This is a genomic window from Bradyrhizobium sp. Tv2a-2 (assembly GCF_000472425.1).
Taxonomy (GTDB): domain Bacteria; phylum Pseudomonadota; class Alphaproteobacteria; order Rhizobiales; family Xanthobacteraceae; genus Bradyrhizobium.
In genome coordinates, this window is the sequence record NZ_AXAI01000001.1 from 590,947 (window position 1) to 609,356 (window position 18,410).

Annotated in this window: 16 protein-coding genes; 8 read left to right on the forward strand and 8 right to left on the reverse strand. The window is 63.6% G+C overall.

Annotated elements, in window-relative coordinates; genetic code table 11:
• Positions 1–86 precede the first annotated feature (86 nt).
• The 3 genes from A3AI_RS0102890 to A3AI_RS0102900 all read left to right on the forward strand — a co-directional run bounded on the left by A3AI_RS0102890 (position 87) and on the right by A3AI_RS0102900 (position 2,989).
• Complete coding sequence (locus A3AI_RS0102890; RefSeq protein ID WP_024514131.1) at positions 87–1,133, forward strand: glycosyltransferase family 2 protein; 1,047 nt, start codon at positions 87–89, stop codon at positions 1,131–1,133.
• Complete coding sequence (locus A3AI_RS0102895; protein ID WP_024514132.1) at positions 1,130–1,975, forward strand: ChbG/HpnK family deacetylase; 846 nt, start codon at positions 1,130–1,132, stop codon at positions 1,973–1,975. Before A3AI_RS0102890 ends, A3AI_RS0102895 begins: the two co-directional genes overlap by 4 nt.
• 132 nt (positions 1,976–2,107) lie before the next feature.
• Positions 2,108–2,989 (forward strand): DUF2076 domain-containing protein, encoded by an 882-nt coding sequence (locus tag A3AI_RS0102900; protein ID WP_024514133.1) that lies wholly within the window; start codon positions 2,108–2,110, stop codon positions 2,987–2,989.
• Positions 2,990–3,063: 74 nt separating this feature from the next.
• Here the strand turns inward: A3AI_RS0102900 and A3AI_RS0102905 are convergent, their stop codons facing one another.
• The gene (locus tag A3AI_RS0102905) at positions 3,064–3,885 is read right to left on the reverse strand and encodes a L,D-transpeptidase family protein (protein WP_024514134.1); all 822 of its coding nucleotides are present in this window, start codon (positions 3,883–3,885) and stop codon (positions 3,064–3,066) included.
• 304 nt (positions 3,886–4,189) lie between these two features.
• On the opposite strand from A3AI_RS0102905, the gene A3AI_RS0102910 reads away from it, so the two are divergent.
• Positions 4,190–4,975, forward strand: a complete 786-nt coding sequence (locus A3AI_RS0102910) for a protein phosphatase CheZ (protein WP_024514135.1) — start codon at positions 4,190–4,192, stop codon at positions 4,973–4,975.
• 174 nt (positions 4,976–5,149) lie between these two features.
• Here A3AI_RS0102910 and A3AI_RS0102915 read toward each other — a convergent pair whose 3' ends face one another.
• On the reverse strand, positions 5,150–5,662 hold the full coding sequence (locus A3AI_RS0102915; protein WP_024514136.1) for a hypothetical protein: 513 nt from the start codon (positions 5,660–5,662) through the stop codon (positions 5,150–5,152).
• A 305-nt stretch (positions 5,663–5,967) separates the two neighbouring features.
• On the opposite strand from A3AI_RS0102915, the gene A3AI_RS0102920 reads away from it, so the two are divergent.
• From A3AI_RS0102920 to A3AI_RS0102930, 3 genes are all read left to right on the forward strand, one after another.
• The gene (locus A3AI_RS0102920) at positions 5,968–6,264 is read left to right on the forward strand and encodes a co-chaperone GroES (protein WP_024514137.1); all 297 of its coding nucleotides are present in this window, start codon (positions 5,968–5,970) and stop codon (positions 6,262–6,264) included.
• A gap of 169 nt (positions 6,265–6,433) precedes the next feature.
• Positions 6,434–8,080, forward strand: coding sequence for a chaperonin GroEL (groL, locus tag A3AI_RS0102925; RefSeq protein WP_024514138.1), 1,647 nt, complete (start codon positions 6,434–6,436; stop codon positions 8,078–8,080).
• Between the two features lie 116 nt (positions 8,081–8,196).
• Entirely contained in the window at positions 8,197–9,393 is a 1,197-nt protein-coding gene (locus A3AI_RS0102930; protein ID WP_024514139.1) for a hypothetical protein, read from the forward strand.
• A 54-nt stretch (positions 9,394–9,447) separates the two neighbouring features.
• Here the strand turns inward: A3AI_RS0102930 and A3AI_RS42040 are convergent, their stop codons facing one another.
• Together A3AI_RS42040 and A3AI_RS0102940 are read right to left on the reverse strand one after the other, a co-directional pair.
• Positions 9,448–9,861 carry an META domain-containing protein gene (locus A3AI_RS42040; RefSeq protein ID WP_024514140.1) on the reverse strand — a complete coding sequence of 138 codons (414 nt, stop codon included), beginning with the start codon at positions 9,859–9,861 and terminating at the stop codon, positions 9,448–9,450.
• Between the two features lie 227 nt (positions 9,862–10,088).
• Positions 10,089–11,753: an L-lactate permease gene (locus A3AI_RS0102940; protein WP_024514141.1), complete on the reverse strand. Its 1,665-nt coding sequence runs from the start codon at positions 11,751–11,753 to the stop codon at positions 10,089–10,091.
• Positions 11,754–12,076: 323 nt separating this feature from the next.
• Between A3AI_RS0102940 and A3AI_RS0102945 the strand changes: the two genes are divergently transcribed.
• The gene (locus A3AI_RS0102945; RefSeq protein ID WP_024514142.1) at positions 12,077–13,837 is read left to right on the forward strand and encodes an ABC transporter ATP-binding protein/permease; all 1,761 of its coding nucleotides are present in this window, start codon (positions 12,077–12,079) and stop codon (positions 13,835–13,837) included.
• A gap of 96 nt (positions 13,838–13,933) precedes the next feature.
• Here the strand turns inward: A3AI_RS0102945 and A3AI_RS0102950 are convergent, their stop codons facing one another.
• The 4 genes from A3AI_RS0102950 to A3AI_RS0102965 all read right to left on the reverse strand — a co-directional run bounded on the left by A3AI_RS0102950 (position 13,934) and on the right by A3AI_RS0102965 (position 18,381).
• On the reverse strand, positions 13,934–14,941 hold the full coding sequence (locus tag A3AI_RS0102950; RefSeq protein WP_024514143.1) for a TorF family putative porin: 1,008 nt from the start codon (positions 14,939–14,941) through the stop codon (positions 13,934–13,936).
• Between the two features lie 449 nt (positions 14,942–15,390).
• A complete protein-coding gene (locus A3AI_RS0102955) occupies positions 15,391–15,738 on the reverse strand; it encodes a hypothetical protein (RefSeq protein ID WP_024514144.1) in 348 nt (115 codons plus the stop codon).
• A gap of 82 nt (positions 15,739–15,820) precedes the next feature.
• Positions 15,821–17,137, reverse strand: coding sequence for a glycolate oxidase subunit GlcF (gene glcF / locus A3AI_RS0102960; protein ID WP_024514145.1), 1,317 nt, complete (start codon positions 17,135–17,137; stop codon positions 15,821–15,823).
• On the reverse strand, positions 17,134–18,381 hold the full coding sequence (locus A3AI_RS0102965; protein WP_024514146.1) for an FAD-binding protein: 1,248 nt from the start codon (positions 18,379–18,381) through the stop codon (positions 17,134–17,136). Before A3AI_RS0102965 ends, glcF begins: the two co-directional genes overlap by 4 nt.
• Positions 18,382–18,410 lie beyond the last annotated feature (29 nt).

Here is an 18,410-nt window from a genome sequence, read left to right on the forward strand (position 1 = left end):
ACCATATGGTAGCACGGCGCAAGGTGGACGCATGAACCGGCTCTCGGGCGGGGCATGCTCGAGGGGCGAGTTGGGAAATCTGATTGATGATGCTCGGTAGCGACGTCTCGAACCTGTCCACGACCGCGGTCACTGCCGCGGCCAAGGGGCTGTCGATTGTCGTCCCCGCCTACAACGAGGCGGCGGGCCTCGCGGCCCTGCATCAGCGCATCTGCGATCTCGCCATCGCGCTGCGGCAGCGCTATGGACTCGGTTGCGAGGTCGTCTATGTCGATGACGGCTCCAGCGATGCGACGCTGGCGATCGCGCGCACATTGCCGGCCTCTGCGCTCGACGTGCAGGTGGTTTCGCTGTCGCGCAATTTCGGCAAGGAGGCCGCGTTGATGGCCGGGCTCGATCATGCCCGACGCGGCGCCGTGCTGTTCATGGATGGCGACGGCCAGCATCCACCCGCGCTGGTGGAGCAGCTCGTCAGCCACTGGATCGATGGCGGCTATGACGTGGTCTATACCGCCAAGGCCCATCGCGACAATGAATCGCTGCTGCGGCGGCTTTCGGTGCACGGGTTCTACGCCCTGATCAACTGGGGCGCGCGGCAGAAGATCCCCGAGGACGCCGGCGACTTCCGCCTGCTGTCGCCGCGCGCGGTCGCGGCGCTGCGGCAATTGCCCGAGCGGAACCGCTTCTTCAAGGGACTCGCGAGCTGGATCGGCTTCCGGCAGATTCGGGTCGACTACGAGCCGGCCCCGCGCGCGCATGGCGTCACCACCTTCAGCTTCTTCCGGCTCATGGGCCTGTCGGTCGAGGGGCTGACCTCGTTCTCGGTGGCGCCGTTGCGCTTCGCGAGCCTGCTCGGCGTGCTGCTGGCGTCGGTCGCCTTCCTGTTCGGGATCTCGATCATCTGGGAAGTGTGGACCACCGGAAAGCAGGTTCCAGGTTATCCCTCGCTGGTCGTCGGCCTCATGACCATCGGCGGCGTGCAGCTGATCATGATCGGCATCGTTGGCGAATATATCGGCAAGATCCTGTCCGAGCTGAAGGCACGGCCGATCTACTTCGTCGCCGAGCACAGCGAGAAGCAGTTCGAGGCAGAGCGCGGCGAGAGCGAAAGCAAAAGGACCGCCGCGGAATGAGCGATGCCGCGCGGCGCGCGCCGATCTGGCTGTGCGCTGACGATTACGGCATCAGCCCGGGCGTCAACCGCGCCATCCGTGATCTGATCGAGCGCGGCCGGCTTAACGCCACGTCTGTCATGGTCGTCGGTCCTGCGATCGGCCGCGAGGAAATCGGCGCGTTGCAAAGCGTGGCGGGCGCGAGCTCGCGTTGCGCGATCGGGCTGCATGCCACGTTGACGGCGCCGTTCCGGCCGCTCTCCATGCACTTCCGTCCCCTCGATGGCGGCATGTTCCTCCCCTTCCCGAAACTTTTGCGCGCGAGCCTGCTGCGACGGCTCGATCCCGAGATCATCCATACCGAGCTCAAGCTGCAGCTCGCGACCTTCGCCGGAATGTTCGGCCGCGTGCCGGATTTCATCGACGGCCATCAGCATGTGCAACTCTACCCCGCCGTCCGGGATGCGTTCCTTGCGGCAGTGAAAGAGATCGCGCCCAGGGCCTGGGTCCGGCAGGCAGGCCGCGCCACGCCGTTGCTGCAACGATTCGCCGCGCCGAAGGCCGTGTTGCTGGATATGCTGAGCGCACAATTTCGCGCACGCGCGGCCCGCGCCGGCATCATGGTCAATCCCGCTTTTGCCGGTGCCTATGATTTTTCGCGCAAGCCCGATTTCGGCGCGTTGATGCGCGGCTTTCTCGATCGCCTGCCGGCGCAAGCCGTGGTGATGTGCCATCCCGGCTTCGTCGACGAACAGCTGTTGAGCCTCGACCCCTTCACCGAGCAGCGCGAGCGCGAGCACGCCTATCTGGCCGGCGAGCAATTCCCGGCCCTGCTCGCCGAAAAACAGCTGACATTGGGCTGAGGGGTCGCCCCGGCAAGGCCAGGGCCAATCTGACGCCTACCTAAATTTAATCCGGAACCGCACTTCAGGGCGCCATGAAGCCGGCTTACATCTTGGCCGCGCTTCGGAACAGGAAGCCGCTGGAGAGACACAATGAACCCGCAAGAACGCCAATTGGTTGATGAACTTTTCGACCGGCTCGCCAAGCTGGAAGGTGCGCCGCGCGATCCCGATGCGGCCAGTGCCATCGCAGACGGCTTGCGCAAAGCACCGAACGCCATCTACCCCCTGGTGCAAACCGTGCTGCTCCAGGACGAGGCATTGAAGCGCGCCAACGCCCACATCCAGGAGCTTGAGGCTGCGATGCAGCCGCCGCAACAGCAGCAGTCCGGCGGCTTCCTCGATTCGATGCGCGACGCCATCTTCGGCCAGGGCAACTCCGCTCAAGCCGGACCGAACCAGCCGCACGGCTCGGTACCCAATGTCCCGCCGCCTGCGAGCCGCCCGGTGTGGAACAGCGGCCAGGTGATGCAGCAGACGCAGGCGCCGGGTTACGGTCAGGGCTACGGCCAAGGTTACGGTCAAGGTTACGGCCAAGGCGGCTATCAGGGCCCTGGACAGCCTTATGGATCGTCCTACGGCGCCCCGCCGTTCGGCGGTGGCGGCGGCTCGTTCCTCGGCACCGCTGCGGCCGCGGCGGCGGGTCTGGTCGGCGGCTCGCTGTTGATGAGCGGCATTCGCAACATGATGGGCGGCCCGCGTCACGGCTTCGGCGATCCGACGACGGTCGTCGAGACCGATCGTCCGAGCCCCTGGAGCGATCAGTCGGGGAGCACGCTGGCGCGCGACGCAGGGATCAGCGATGTCGGCTCGTCCCGTGATTATGCCGACAACTCATCGCGCAGCGGCCTGTTCGACCAGAGCTCCAACGATCGCGACTTCAGCGGCAACGACCCCGACGACATGGACATGGACACTGACGATTTCGCCGACAATGGCGGAGACTTCGGCGGTGACGACAGCCAGGACGTCTGAGGCTCGCCGTACTGCGAACGTGAAAACGGCCACCCTCTCCGGGTGGCCGTTCTGTTTTGTCAGGTATCAACCAATCAGAGAATGATGACCTTGGTGCCGACGTTGACGCGGCCATAGAGGTCGATGACGTCCTCGTTGCGCATCCTGATGCAGCCGGAGGAAACATTGGTGCCGATGGTCCATGGCTCGTTGGAGCCGTGGATACGATAGAGCGTCGAGCCGAGATACATGGCGCGCGCGCCGAGCGGGTTTTCCGGTCCGCCCTCCATGTGGCGCGGCAGATCGGGACGCCGTGCGATCATCTCCGCCGGCGGGGTCCAGTCCGGCCATTCGCGCTTGGCCGTAATCGTCTTGACGCCTGACCAGGTGAAGCCGGGACGGCCGACACCGATGCCGTAGCGCAGCGCGTGGCCGTTGCCTTCGACCAGGAACAGGAACTTGTTCGGCGTGTCGATCACGATCGTGCCGGCGCCCTCGCTGCCGCGATAGTCGACCTCCTGCTTCTCATATCTCGGATCGAAGGACCGCTGCCGCGGATCGTATGCTTCCTGCTCGGCTTGCGGGTACGCCTGTTGCGGATAGACGGCCTGCGGATAGCCCTGCTGCGGAGGCATCGGCTCTCGCCCGTAATAGGCCGGCTGCTGCTGATACGTCGGCTGCTGCTGATAGCGCGGATCCTGCGCCGGCCGGTCGCCGAACAGGAATTCAATGAAGCCACCGCCCATGTTGGAGCGCTCCGCATAAGCGGTGCGCACCGGTGCGATCTGCTGCGGCGAGCCCGCGTAGATCACGGCAGGCTCGGGAAGGCTTGCGGGATCAATCGCTGCGGCGCGATCTGTGCCAATGGCAAGGAAGGCTGCGCCGGCAAGCAGCGCGAGGAAAGTTGTTTTCAACATCGACGTACTCTGTACTGGTTCGTCTGATCGACTTGATCGGCAGGCGGGAAAGCGCGCTGCGCAAGGCAACGATTAACCTTGAACCCGCGTCGGTCTGGTAAACGAAGACCGCGTTTCGATTCACCCAGTCGGCAGCCCGCCCCGATTTGTGCGACAGCGTTTATTTTCGATAAACGCAAGGCGCTGATGGTTAATTCGCGGTTTGCCATAACTGCGTGGCGTTATCGGTCACAGTTCCTGACGTGAACCCGATGTTAAAGAGCAGCTGGATAAGACTCCTCGCGGAATGTATGGGGGAGCCCTGATGGTTGTTCATCGCAAGCGTTATCGCATTGAAGAGGCTATCGGCATCGACGTGCCGGTTGCGGCCGAGGAAGTTTCTGGAGGCGAAGTGGCGCCGATGCATCGTGAAATCATGGCTGAGCTGCGTGCCATCCGCGCCCAGATGGCAAACGGCGGCAACGCCAGCAGGAGCGCCGCGGCCAACGTGCTCGAGGACACCGCCACCCGCGAGGTTGCCGAGGCGCGCGCGCTTCTCGAAACCTACCGCGCCCAGATCGAGCAGTGCGAAAAGCTCAAGGTCGAGCTCGACCTCATCCACGACGCCATCAGCCGCACCAAGCGCGAGATCGCGGCGATCCACGGCAACAGCTTCGACGGTCAGGAAATGGCCAAGGTCAATGGCGAGCTCGGCGCCGTCGCCAACGGCACCGAGCAGGCGACCCAGCAGATTCTTGAATGCGCCGAGTTCATCGACCAGGCGGCCAGCGCGCTGGCGAAAGTGAACTCGCCCGACCAGCAGAAGATCCTGTCCGAGGAAATCCAGGAGCGCGTGGTTTCGATCTTCGAGGCCTGCAACTTCCAGGACCTGACCGGCCAGCGCATCAACAAAGTCATGAACACGATGAAGCTGATCGAGGGCCACATCAATGTGATGATGGACATCTGGGGCGGCGTCGACGCGATCAAGGCCCATGCGGTGCCGATCGTCGACACCCGGGAAGAAGACGAGAAGCTCCTCAACGGCCCGAAACTCGAAGGCGACGCCGGTCACGCCTCGCAGGACGACATCGACGCGCTGTTCGATTGAGTCCCGGTTTCGACCGCAGCCAAAATCAAAACGCCGGCCCCGTGGCCGGCGTTTTTGTTTTGCCCTTGCTTCGTCATTCCGGGGCGATACGCCAGTATCGAACCCGGATTCTCGCGCCGCGACTTTCAGGATGCCAGGTTCGCGACGTCGCCGCCCGAATGCTGTGACGTGGCCTCAGGCCCGCGGCCCGCAGCGGACATAGACCATGGTCTGGTACCGGGTCGCCGCATCCTTGTCCACGAAGCGCGTGACCAAGACGCGCCCGTCAAAGGAGATGATCTCGCGATCCTGGTCGCCGCCGGGCGGACCATCCGGACCGATATAGTTCTTGCCGCTGCGGCTGCCCTTCAGCCGTAATTCCTGCGGCGTCGCCTGGTCAGCCAGATGCATTATCACTCCGCCCGTCGACCCCGCGCCGATCGTGTAGGGCTGCTTGCACTGCGCCAGGGCCATCTTCTCCGTGCGCGCGCGGTCGGCAGGGTTGTTGAAGGCGGCGAGCCCCCACTTGCCGACCAGCTCCTCGGAACGGATGCTCGACGGCAGCGCGGGCTCGACACCCGGCTCAGCCTCGGACGTCGTCGGCGTGGACGTGCCCAGGCTGAAGCTCGAGCAGGCCCCGAGAATTATCGATAAGGCCGCGACGACCGACAGATTTCGAACCGTCTGCGCGTACCCGAAACTCACCATTGGCCTTCCCCCGAACTGGATCGTGGTCGCACCCACGCCCAACCAACCCCAAATCCGCTGCCGGAGCAACAACTACGCCCCGATTTCAGGTTTGGTTTCGCTTAGCAATATGCTCAACCGGCCTCAAGGAGCACTTAACCCTGCTTTGCTTGACAGGATCGGCGCCAGGCCATATTTCGGGCTCACAATTTAGCACTCCGAAAGCACGACTGCCAGCCATCCGCCCCCTGGGGCGCGACCAACGCGCAACAGATGCTCTTTCGATCCACCGCACCTCACAAGCGAGCCTTCAAAAAGGAAACGTCATGGTCAAATCCAAATTCCGTCCGCTGCACGACCGTGTTGTGGTGAAACGCATCGACGCGGAAGCGAAGAGCAAGGGCGGCATCATCATCCCCGATTCCGCCAAGGAAAAGCCCTCCCAGGGCGAAGTCGTCGCTGTCGGACCAGGCGGCCGTGACGAGGCCGGCAAGCTGATCCCGATCGACGTCAAGGCCGGCGACCGCGTGCTGTTCGGCAAATGGTCGGGCACCGAGGTCAAGATCGATGGCGAGGAACTCCTGATCATGAAGGAGTCCGACATCATGGGCGTGCTGGCCTGAAACCGGCCCGAAGTTAAACCCGTAACCTCGCTGCGTATTCATGCGTCATGCCCGGACTTGTTCCGAGCATGCATCCCTCACGAGAGCCGGACTGCCACGTCAAGCCCGGCAATGACGAAGTGGCAAAGCGGCGAGCACAAACCTTCCGCATATTTAAGGAGTTAGGACAATGGCTGCCAAGGACGTAAAATTCGCCGGCGATGCGCGCGACCGCATGCTGCGCGGCGTGGACATTCTCGCCAATGCGGTCAAGGTGACGCTCGGCCCCAAGGGCCGCAACGTCGTCATTGACAAGAGCTTCGGCGCCCCCCGCATCACCAAGGATGGCGTCACCGTCGCCAAGGAGATCGAGCTCGAGGACAAGTTCGAGAACATGGGCGCGCAGATGCTCCGCGAGGTCGCCTCCAAGACCAACGACACCGCCGGCGACGGCACCACCACAGCGACCGTGCTGGCGCAGGCAATCGTGCGCGAGGGCGGCAAGTCGGTGGCGGCCGGCATGAACCCGATGGATTTGAAGCGCGGCATCGACATCGCGGTGTCCGCCGTCGTGAAGGACATCGAGAAGCGTGCCAAGCCCGTCGCGTCATCCTCCGAAGTTGCTCAGGTCGGCACCATCTCGGCCAATGGCGATGCGGCGATCGGCAAGATGATCGCGCAGGCGATGCAGAAGGTCGGCAACGAGGGCGTCATCACGGTCGAGGAGAACAAGTCGCTCGAGACCGAGGTCGACATCGTCGAAGGCATGAAGTTCGACCGCGGCTATCTCTCGCCCTATTTCGTCACCAATGCCGAGAAGATGACTGCCGAGCTCGAGGACGTCTACGTGCTCCTGCACGAGAAGAAACTGTCGGGCCTGCAGGCCATGCTGCCGGTTCTGGAAGCCGTGGTGCAGTCGGGCAAGCCGCTGCTGATCGTGGCGGAGGACGTCGAGGGCGAAGCGCTTGCCACGCTGGTGGTCAACCGCCTGCGCGGAGGCCTGAAGGTCGCCGCCGTCAAGGCGCCGGGCTTCGGCGATCGCCGCAAGGCCATGCTCGAGGACATCGCGATCCTGACCGGCGGCCAGCTGATCTCCGATGAACTCGGCATGAAGCTCGAGAGCGTCACGATCAAGATGCTCGGCCGCGCCCGCAAGGTCGTGATCGATAAGGAGAACACCACCATCGTCAACGGCGCCGGCAAGAAGGCCGACATCGAGGGCCGTGTCGCCCAGATCAAGGCGCAGATCGAGGAGACCAGCTCGGACTACGACCGCGAGAAGCTGCAGGAACGGCTGGCCAAGCTCGCCGGCGGCGTCGCGGTGATCCGCGTCGGCGGCGCGACCGAAATCGAGGTCAAGGAGAAGAAGGACCGCGTCGAGGACGCGCTGAACGCAACCCGCGCCGCGGTGCAGGAAGGCATCGTACCGGGCGGCGGCGTGGCGCTGTTGCGCGCCAAGAAGGCTGTCGGACGCATCCACAACGACAATGCCGACGTCCAGGCCGGCATCAACATCGTGCTGAAGGCGCTGGAAGCCCCGGTCCGCCAGATCTCCGAGAACGCCGGCATCGAGGGTTCGATCGTGGTCGGCAAGATTCTCGAAGACAAGTCCGAGACCTTCGGCTTCGACGCCCAGACCGAGGAATATGTCGACATGGTCGCCAAGGGCATCATCGACCCTGCCAAGGTGGTGCGCACCGCGCTGCAGGACGCCTCGTCGGTCGCGGGCCTGCTCGTGACCACCGAAGCCATGGTCGCCGAATTGCCGAAGGAGTCCGCCCCCGCGATGCCGGGCGGCGGCGGTGGCATGGGCGGAATGGGAGGCATGGGCTTCTGAAGCCCCGTTCCGAACCGAAATGAAATCGAAGGCCGCCTCCGGGCGGCCTTCTTTTTTGGCCAAGGCGCTCGTAAAAGGTGATCCGCCTATTGAACCGATGGAACAGGAAATTGCTGATGCGCGCGCTATTGCTCGGCCTGTCTGGCCTGTTGATCGCCTCCTCCGGCCTCGCATTTGCGGATACGAAGCTGCAGACCAAGCCGACGCCGGGCGCGGTCGAAACGCGCTACTTCACCTCCATCGACGGGCTGATGGACGGCAATGCCGACGTGATCCTGAAGGAGACCCGGCAGGGCAAGCAGGTGACGGCCGCAACCCTCGATGTCTGCTATCCCGTCAGCAAGATGACGGATCGCAAGGACCGTTTCGTGGTCAATCTTGCCGTCAGCGGCCAGACACTGTCGGGCGCGACGCAGAGCCTGGTCGACAAGGCCCCGGTCTCGGTCAAACTGACGCGCAAGGCCACCGGCGACACGTTCGAATTCCGCGGCCAGATCGCGGTCGGCCCAAATGTGACCGAGGTGGCCTCGACCGACAATTCCGACATCAGCGAACGCGAATTCCAGGACAGCCAGTCAACCGACGACGGCATCACGCCGCAGCCGAAGGATTTCAGCGAGGTGTCGCCGGAATCGGTCGGCATCAGGCTCAAGCTCGAGGCGGTCGAGGATTTCCTCAAGGGCCTGAAGGGCCAGGACGTCGAGGTTGCCGTGAGCAGCCTTGCCGTGACCTGCGATGCCATGCGCGCCGGCCAACAGACCATCAATCTCTCCGTCGATCCCGATCGCGCCGCCGCTCTGATCGAGAAGGCGAAATCCTCCTCCGGCGTCGTCGCCGCGGGCTGGACCACCGGGATCGTCGAGATGGATCGCGCGATCCGCATTCCCGCCTCCGACTGGCGCGACGGCGACAAGCTCAACCGGGAGAAGCTCGCAACGGCAATCGGCAATGTGCTGACCAGGACGCTTTCAGCCAAGCTTTCCGCGGCAGGCTGGAGCAGCACCACCGGCAAGCTGAGGCTGTCCTTCAAGCGACCGAGCCAACTGTTTCCTGCGCTCGGCCTGACCGAGACCGTCGAGGTGGCCGGCCTGATCGCGCCGGACCGCCCCGGCGGATCGGATCACCTGATCGTCTGGATCGGGACGCCCGTGATCACGACCAGCGACGAGAGCGCCGGCGCGAAGCTCAACCTATCGGACGGTTCCTCCGGCGAGGATGAAGGCGATCAGAAGGACGAGTCCGGCTCGGTCGAGGCGCTCGCCAAGGAACTCAAGGGCCAGCGCTGGGATTCCGACAAATCGGCGTGGAAGTGATTCGCACCTCTTCCCGTCAGGGAGAGATGTCGCGCTCCGCATCGCCGGGACCGCTCAATTCGTATTGAGCCTGAAGTGCAGCGTTCGCGGGCCGACGAAGAAGATGGAATCGCCCTGGCGCCTCCAGTTGGTCGCCTCGCTCAAGGCAGCGATCAGCTCGTCATCGGCCTGGGCGCGGTCGGCGGGACACGGGCGCTCCTGCATCGGACCTGCGACGAAGATCACGGTGTTGCCGGCGACCGAGAACTGGCCCTTGCCGCCCCTGCACCACAATTCGAGAACGGTTTCGCCGTTGTCGCCGATATCAAGGTCGGGGATGCGCTTGGAGCCCGGCATCGGCGACACATCGAGCGTCATTTCCATGCCGAAGGGAAAACTGCTGTCGGCGCGGGCCGGGGCGAAATTCGCCGTTGACGCGAGCAGAACGGTTGCAACCGCCGCGGCAAAAGCAGACTTGATGGGAATCATACGACCTCGCGAATCTTCGGATCTTTCGTCATTCCGGGCGGTCCACAGCACCGAACCCGGAATCTCGAGGTTCCGGGTTCGCGCGTGCGCGCGCCCGGAACGATGGCGGGAGACGGCGTCGTTCTATTGGACGGATGTGGTCTTGAACAGATTTGCTCGCTCAAAAAAAATTGCCCGCGGGCCTTACGACGCCGCGGGCAACCGATGATTGGCGGATATCGGCGAGCCTACTTCAGCACCATCGCCGTGAACGGAAAGACATAGGCCTGCAGGGTCACGAAGATGCCGACCAGACAGGCCAGCACGATCGAGTGCTTGAACACATACCGCAGGATCGAGCCTTCATGGCCGTACCAGTTGGTGGCGGTCGAGGCGACCACGATGGACTGGGCGTCGATCATCTTGCCCATCACGCCGCCGGAAGAGTTGGCGGCCGCCATCAGGACGGGAGACAGGCCGAGCTGCTGAGAGGTGATCTTCTGCAGATTGCCGAACAGGATGTTGGAGGCGGTGTCCGATCCCGTCAGCGCAACGCCAAGCCAGCCGAGCAGCGTGCCGAAGAAGGGATAGAGCACGCCGGTTGCGGCAAAGGCGAGACCGAGCGTGGCATCGACGCCGCCGAGTCGGGTCAGCGTGCCAATCGCCAGCATCGCCGAGATCGTGATCAGCGAAATCCCGCAGAGCCGGATGGTGCGGGCGTATTCGGTGATCAGCTTTGCGGGAGACAGCCCCATCATGAAGCCCGAGATGATCGCAGCGATCAGCATGCCGGTCCCGGTGAACGACAGATAGGTGAAGCCGAACACCGCGCCTTCCGGCGTCGGCTTGGGCACCACCGGCGGCATCTTGTTGATCATGTTGTGCAGGTCGGGAACAGCGTAGTTCCAGGTGAAGATGGAATTCGCCCAGGTCTTGAAGACGCCGTTGCCCCAGATCAGCATCACGATGCAGACGATGATCCATGGCAGAAGCGCGCTCCATAGCTCGGCTTGCGTGAGCGGCGTGCGGTCCAGCGGCTTGGCGGCCGCCATGGTCGCAGCCGATTCGTCACGCCCGCGCAGCGCTGGCGAAAGCCACAGTTGCCGCGGCTGCCAGACGCGCAGGAACAGGATCAGGCAGCCCATCGAGATCAGCGAGGCCCCGATATCGACAATCCAGGGATTGATGAAGTTCGAGATCACGAATTGCGGGACCGCGAAGGAAACGCCGGTAACGAGGATCGCCGGCCAGACATCCTTCATGCCGCGCCAGCCGGCAAAGGCCCACACCACCCAGAACGGCACGATCAGCGAGAAGAACGGCAATTGCCGTCCGACCATGGCGCCGAGGATATAGGGATCGAGCCCGGTGACGGAGGCCAGGCCCTGGATCGGCGTACCGAGCGCGCCGTAAGCCACCGGCGCGGTGTTGGCGATCAGTGACAGGCCTGAGGCGGCGAGCGGCGAGAAGCCGAGCCCGATCAGGATCGAGCCGGTGATCGCAACCGGCGTGCCGAAGCCGGACGCGCCCTCAAAGAAGGCGCCGAAGGAAAACGCCACCAGCAGCAACTGCAACCTGCGGTCTTCGGTGACGCCGCCGACGGCTCGCTTCAACAGCTCGAATTTTCCGGTTGTGACCGTGATCTGGTAGAGGAAGATGACGTTGAGCACGATCCAGCCGATCGGGAAGAAACCGGTCACGATGCCCAGGATCGAAGCCCGGATCGACATGCCCGCAGGCATGGTGAAGATGAAGATCGCGATCAGATTGGTCAGGATCACAGCGATGATGGCGGCGACATGCGCCTTCACCTTGCCGCTTGCGATCAGGACCAAGAGGGTGACGACCGGAACGGCGGCGGCGAGCGTCGACAGCGCCGCGTTTCCGAGCGGATTATAGACTTGGTTCCACATTGCGTATCCTCCCCGCGCCATCTTCGGCCGCCCACCCGGCGTGGACGAATCGAGTGGCTTGGCGTGATCACGGGGGCCGACAATGTGCGAGGTCAGCTCAGGAATTCGGCAGAAGCCAAACTCCGCTCAAAACCTCGCGAATTGGATTGCGCCCCCGCCCCTCGCCGTTACGCCCATGCTAGGGTCGACTCGCGGGGCCCGACAAGCGAACCCAGATCGCCATACATACGACTTTAGTCTAAACAGGCTGCAAGCGCTCGAAATAGGCCGATTTTCAGGCCGCTGAGCCGCCTCGACCCATCCCGTCAGGAGATGTTGGACCAGTGCAAAAAATCCGCGCGACGCTCGCAATCGTATGGCGGATCGCCATCCCCTATTTCAACTCCGAAGACAAAATCGCCGGTCGCACGCTGCTCGCTGCCGTGATCGCCTTGCAGCTAGCCTCTGTCGGCGCCGACGTCCTGATCAACGCATGGCGCAACCGGTTCTACAACGCGCTCCAGGAAAAGGATTGGGACGGCTTTGTCCGTGAGATGATCGTATTCTGCGTGCTGGCCGCCTTTTCGGTTTTGATTTCGGTCTATCAGCTTTATCTCAACCAGTGGCTTCAGATCCGCTGGCGGCGCTGGATGACCACCCGATATCTCGGCGCCTGGATGCATGACGCCAATTACTACCGCATGCAGCTGCAGGGCGATGCCGCTGACAACCCCGATCAGCGCCTGACCGACGATGTGAAGTCGTTCGTCTCCCAGACGCTCGGCATTTGCGTGGGGCTATTGGGGGCAATCGTCAGCCTGATATCCTTTGTCGTCATTCTCTGGGGGCTGTCGGCTGCTGCGCCATTTTTCATGTATGGCCACGACCTGTCGGTGCCCGGCTATCTGGTATGGGCGGCACTGATCTATGCCATCTTCGGAACAGCGCTGACCCAGTGGATCGGCTCGCCACTGGTCAATCTCAACTTTCAGCAAGAGCGTTACGAGGCCAACTTCCGCTTCGACCTGGTCCGGGTCCGCGAAAACACCGAGCAAATCGCGCTGCTCAAGGGCGAGAACGCGGAGCGGCAGCGATTGGGGCAGCGGTTCGGTTCGGTGGTCGCGAACTGGTATGGGATCATGAGCCGGACCAAGCGGTTGGGCGCCTTCACGCAGAGCTATTCCCAGGCCGCTGTGGTCATTCCCTTCATTCTCTGCGCGCCGGCCTTCTTCGCCGGCAAGATCCTGCTCGGAGCCTTGATGCAAACCGCGGAAGCATTTGGAAAGGTGCAGGATTCGCTGTCCTTCTTCGTGACGGCCTATACCTCGTTGGCGGATTGGCGCGCGGTGATTGCGCGTCTCGACGGCTTCGAAATGTCGATCAAGAGCTCCGCAGCGCTTGCTGTCAGCAAGTCTTCGATCCAGGTCGAGCCGTCCGGCGCGGCCGACACCATCAGCATCGAGCAGCTTCTGGTCGAGTTGCCCAATGGTGAGCCGCTGGTCACGGCGAAAGGCTTCAACATTTCCGGCGGCGACCGTGTTCTCTTCACCGGCCCCTCCGGTGCCGGCAAGTCGACGCTGTTCCGCGCCATCGCCGGTATCTGGCCGTATGGCAGCGGCTCGGTCGCAATCCCCGCGCATGCCAGCCTGATGATGCTTCCGCAGCGTCCCTACTTCCCGATCGGCACCCTGAAGGCCGCCATTGCCTACCCCGCGCAAGCGGACGCGTTCAGCGACGAACAGGTCCACGACACAGTAGTTGCGGTGGGACTAGCCAAGCTCGCGCCCCGGCTTGACGAGGACGAGCATTGGAACCGGATGCTATCGCTGGGCGAGCAGCAGCGGCTCGGACTGGCCCGCGCGCTCCTGCACGCCCCGCAATACTTATTCCTCGACGAAGCAACGGCTTCGGTGGACGAGGGCGCGGAGGCGAAGCTCTATCGTCTGTTGGAGGAGCGGCTGCCGGCCACCACCATCGTCTCGATAGGCCATCGCTCGACCTTGGCCGCGTTCCATACCAGCAGCGTCGCGCTCACCCGCGACGGCAACGTCTTTTCGCTGCGGGGCCGCAGCCGGGAGGAGATGAAATCGTCGCTGGCCGAATAAGCCGCATGGCCAGCGGCGCTGGTCACACTCCGCACAAAGAACAAGGGCGGCAGGTTGTCCTGCCGCCCTTCTTTGCGATCCGCTGGGAGACCCGCCTTATTTCAGGCTGCTCATCGCCGTCAGGTCGAAGGAGAGCTTCGCAATGCCGGCCGCGCCGCACCAGTTGGAGCTCGTGCCGCCCGGATTGATCGGAGTCACGTTGGTGGTGCCGGTGGCATTGAAGGCGCTGGTGAAGGCGCTGCAATTGCCCTTGCTCAGGTCGGTGTCGGAGTAACGCAGATCCAGCGTCAACACCTTCCAGGTAAAGCCGATGCCGATGTTCCAGGTATCGTAATCGGCGTATTTGATACCGTTCGGGAAGGCCGGCACACCGTAGAAGGCGTCAGACGTTCCGAGCCACTGCCGGCCGAACTCGCCCGACACATACATGCCGACGCCGCTGGAGCCGAAGGTCGTGCTCGGAGCAGTCCACTTGCCGGTGATCGAGGCGTAGTCGCCCCACGCACCCGAGTTCAGGAAGTTCGGCGAATAGTATTCGTTCACGCCGAACGCCCAGTTGTCGTTGATGGTGTAGTTCAGCTTGCCGTAGACCTCGAAGAAGCTGACGTTTTTCTTCATGACGTTGCCGTCAGCGAGGAAGATCGTGGTCGTCGAGACCGGGCAAACACCGCCCCCAGGCGTGAGCACGCCACCGACCGGCGTCAGGACGTTATCCGCGCACTGCCCACCCGGATAGAGATAGCCCCAGACACCGAAGTCGAAGGCAGCAGGGCCGAAGGTCGGGCGGATACCGCCGTAGACGTCGATTTCAGCAGCGGCGCGGTTGGAGAACGAGATGCTCTCGCCCGAGGTGCCGACGTAAAGCTGCAGGTCTTTGTTGATGTTGTAGCGCGGCTCGAAATAGGCCGCGACCGACGGTTGGTGGTTCGACTGCGTGATACCGCGGAAGATGTAATCGTTCATCAGCGCGCCACCGAAGGCGATATCCCACGGGTCAAACGCCGGCGGTGGCGGCGCCTTCAAGGCCTTCACAGGCAGGTCGGCCGCGAACGCCGAACCCGAAACCAATGCTAGCGTCGTTGCTAACAAAGCGAATTTCTTCATGTCGATCCCCATCACACTTCCCAAGCCAAACCTTTGGAGCGCGCAAGCTGAAACGGTAGCCGGATGCGGCCCAAAAATTTATTATTTGGCAATCTGACGTGGGCTGACGTGACCGTGAAGATTAAAACAATATCATTTGATGACTTTTTGAGCTAATCGAGCATTCCCGACAAGGTTGTTGTCGTGTGTGGCATTCCAACAACAATATTGCGGCATCCCGGCCCGTAATTCACGCGGGCGTGGCGCGGCCACGGCGGCAAAGCCATTTTTCGCAGAGGCGCAGGACGAATCAGGCGAGTCGCGAGAGGCGCTAACAGCGGCACAAGGGCTTGCAAGGTTGAACGCATGGCAAAAGGGGCCGCGGCGAACATGCCGCAGCCCCTTTGTCTCGCGCATGGATAGGACTCGAACGCCCGACCAGGCCGGGCGCTGCCGTTGATGGCCAGCTTCTATTGGCCCTGGTCCTCCCCGCCGGTCGTGGAGCTATCGCCCCATGACGGCGCGGGACTCGGTGTGGCCCAGCTGGGAGCCGGAGGCTCGGGCGCCGGGGCGGGAGCGGGCTTCGGAGCAGCCGGTTTCTTCGCTGCGCTCTTTTTTGGAGCCGCCTTCTTGGCAGGCGCCTTTGCAGCTTTCTTTGCCGCCTTCTTGGCCGACTTCTTCGGCGCCTTGGCAGCCTTCTTCGCCGACTTCTTGGCTGTCTTTGCCGACTTCTTCGAAGCCTTCTTCGCCGCTTTCTTCGCTACGAGTTTCTTCTTCTTGGCTTTCTTACCCTTCTTGGCCTTTTTCGCTTTAGCCATCGTGGTCCTCCTAATTGCCGCCGATCAATGTCCATCGGGCGCTGTCTCGTCGTCCGTGCATCTCCCGCGGTGGCTCAATCGATCAATTCGATCCTGGCCTGGGACCGCCCGTCGCCCAATCGAGAAGCTCAATCGTGTGGACGACAGGAACTGACGCAGCGGACGCAATCTGCATCATGCAGCCGATATTGCCCGCGGCGATCATGTCCGGCTTGACGCTTGCGATGTTGGCGATCTTCCGGTCGCGCAGCTTGGTCGCAATGTCAGGCTGGAGGATGTTGTAGGTCCCCGCCGAGCCACAGCACAAATGGCTCTCCGGCACATCTTTCACCACGAATCCATTCTTGGAAAGCAAATCTTTCGGAAGTGCTGTGATTTTCTGTCCATGCTGCAGCGAACACGCCGAGTGATAGGCAACGACGACGCCGCTTTGCTCTCGCGCGCTCTTCAGTTCGATGCCGGCAAGATACTCGGTGATGTCCTTGGCGAGCGCTGAGACCTTGGCGGCACGCGCGGCGTAGTCGCGATCCGTCCGCAGCATGTAGCCATAGTCCTTGATCACGGAGCCGCAGCCCGAGGTCGTCACCACGATAGCGTCGAGGCCACTTCGCTCGGCCTCAGCCGCCCACACTGCGACATTGGACCGCGCCCGCCCCAAGGCGTCCGCATCGCGGCCCATGTGATGGGTGAGCGCGCCGCAGCATTGCTCGTCCTTGACCAGCACGACCTCGATGCCATGGCGGGTCAGGACATTGATGGCGGCCTGGTTGATTCGCGGCGCCAGCACCTGTTGCGCACAGCCCTGCAACAGCGCGACGCGTCCACGCCGCTTGCCTTGCGCGGCAAACACGCGGCCGGCCGCCGGCCCCGGGGGCGGAAGCTCGCCCGGCGACATCTCCAGCATGGCCTTGATGCGACGCAACAGGGATGGATCGGCCGTCGAGTTTTGGCCAGTGGGAAACAGAGCCAGCAGCGGGCGCGCCAACCGGCCGAGCTGAATCGCCGTGCGGAACGCGGCCGGCCGCGGCAGCACGAAGCCAAGCAGCGCGCGCAGCCAGCGCTCGGCCAGCGGCCGCTTATATTGCTCCTCGATCCGCACCCGCGCCTGGTCGACCAGGTGCATGTAATGAACGCCCGAGGGACAGGTGGTCATGCAGGCAAGGCAGGACAGGCAGCGATCGATATGCTTGACCACGTCCTTGGTCGGCGGCTTCTCTTTCTCCAGCATCTCCCGGATCAGGTAGATGCGGCCGCGCGGGCTATCGAGTTCGTCGCCGAGCAGCACATAGGTCGGACAAGTCGCGGTGCAGAAGCCGCAGTGCACGCAGGCGCGCAGGATCTTGTCGGCCTCGGCGATGTCGGGATCGGCGAGCTGGGCGAGACTGAACGCGGTCTTCATACGCCCTCCCGCGAAAGCCGGCCGCGATTGAGAATGCGCCTGGGATCAAAGCTGTTGCGGACGCGCTCGCTCAAAGCCGCAAGGCCGGCCGGCTGCGGATGGAACACGTCGATTTGGCTGCGCAACTCAACCGAGCCGCGGACCAGCATGGCATGGCCGCCGAGTGCGTTTGCGCGCTGGCGCACCAGCGTGGCCTGGCCGTCGGGCCGAGCGTTTGATTGGGGTGGAAGCGCGGCCCAGATCAGGCCGCCGCCCCAATCATAGATCATCTCACCGCCGGTCTCGCGGGCCAACGCCTCGCCTAGCGCGCCGCCCGAGGCCGGGGGACAGACGATCCGCCACACCGGCCACGCCCCCAGCGGCCCGCTTGCCGCGAACGTCCGCACGTCGCGGATGGCACCCCACGCCGCCTGCGAGGGCGCCTCCTCCACGAGCTCGACCGCTCCGAACGGCTTCAACGTCTCGGTCAGCAAGCCGGCACGGTGACGGACCGAGGCTGCAATGCCCTCCAGCCGCAACAGTGTCACGGCCTCCCCGGGTGAGCCGACCTCGACGAGGCCCGCGACCTCGCCGTGCAAGGCAGAGGCCGGCACATGCGCCGCCGCGGAGACGTCGAAGGGCGAGCCGAGGCCTGCCGTCATTGCCCGGTTCGCGGCGAGAGGATCGAGGCCGCGGATCAACAGCGTGCTCTCGGCCTCTGGCCGCGGCATCACCTTGAGCGTCACCTCGGTCATGACCGCCAGTGTTCCCCAGGAGCCCGCGAGCAGCTTGCAGAGGTCATAGCCGGTGACGTTCTTGACCACCTTGCCGCCCGTCTTGAAGCTGTCGCCGAAGCCCGACACCGCGTGCGCCCCCAAGAGGTGGTCACGCACACCGCCGGCCTTGATCCGGCGCGGTCCGGCAAAGCCGGCGCCGATCATGCCTCCGATGGTTCCATCGTCCGGCGCGGCCAGGAGGTCCGCAAGCTGGACCGGCTCGAAGGCGAATTGCTGGTTCTTGGAATCGAGCAGCGACATCACGTCCGAAAGCGGCGCTCCCGCCTCGACGGTGATGATCAGCTCCTGCGGCTCGTAGGCGGATACGGCGTTCAAGGGCGACAGATCGAGCACGGCATTGGTCGCCGTCACCTGCCCGACCAGACGTTTGGAGCCGTGGCCGATGATCTCCAGCGGCTGCTCGCCGGCAATCGCCGCGCGCACCGCTTCCTCCACGTCCCTGGCGTCTCTGATTTTCAGCGTGTCCACGGGCTAAGCCGGTAGCCAAAATCGCGACC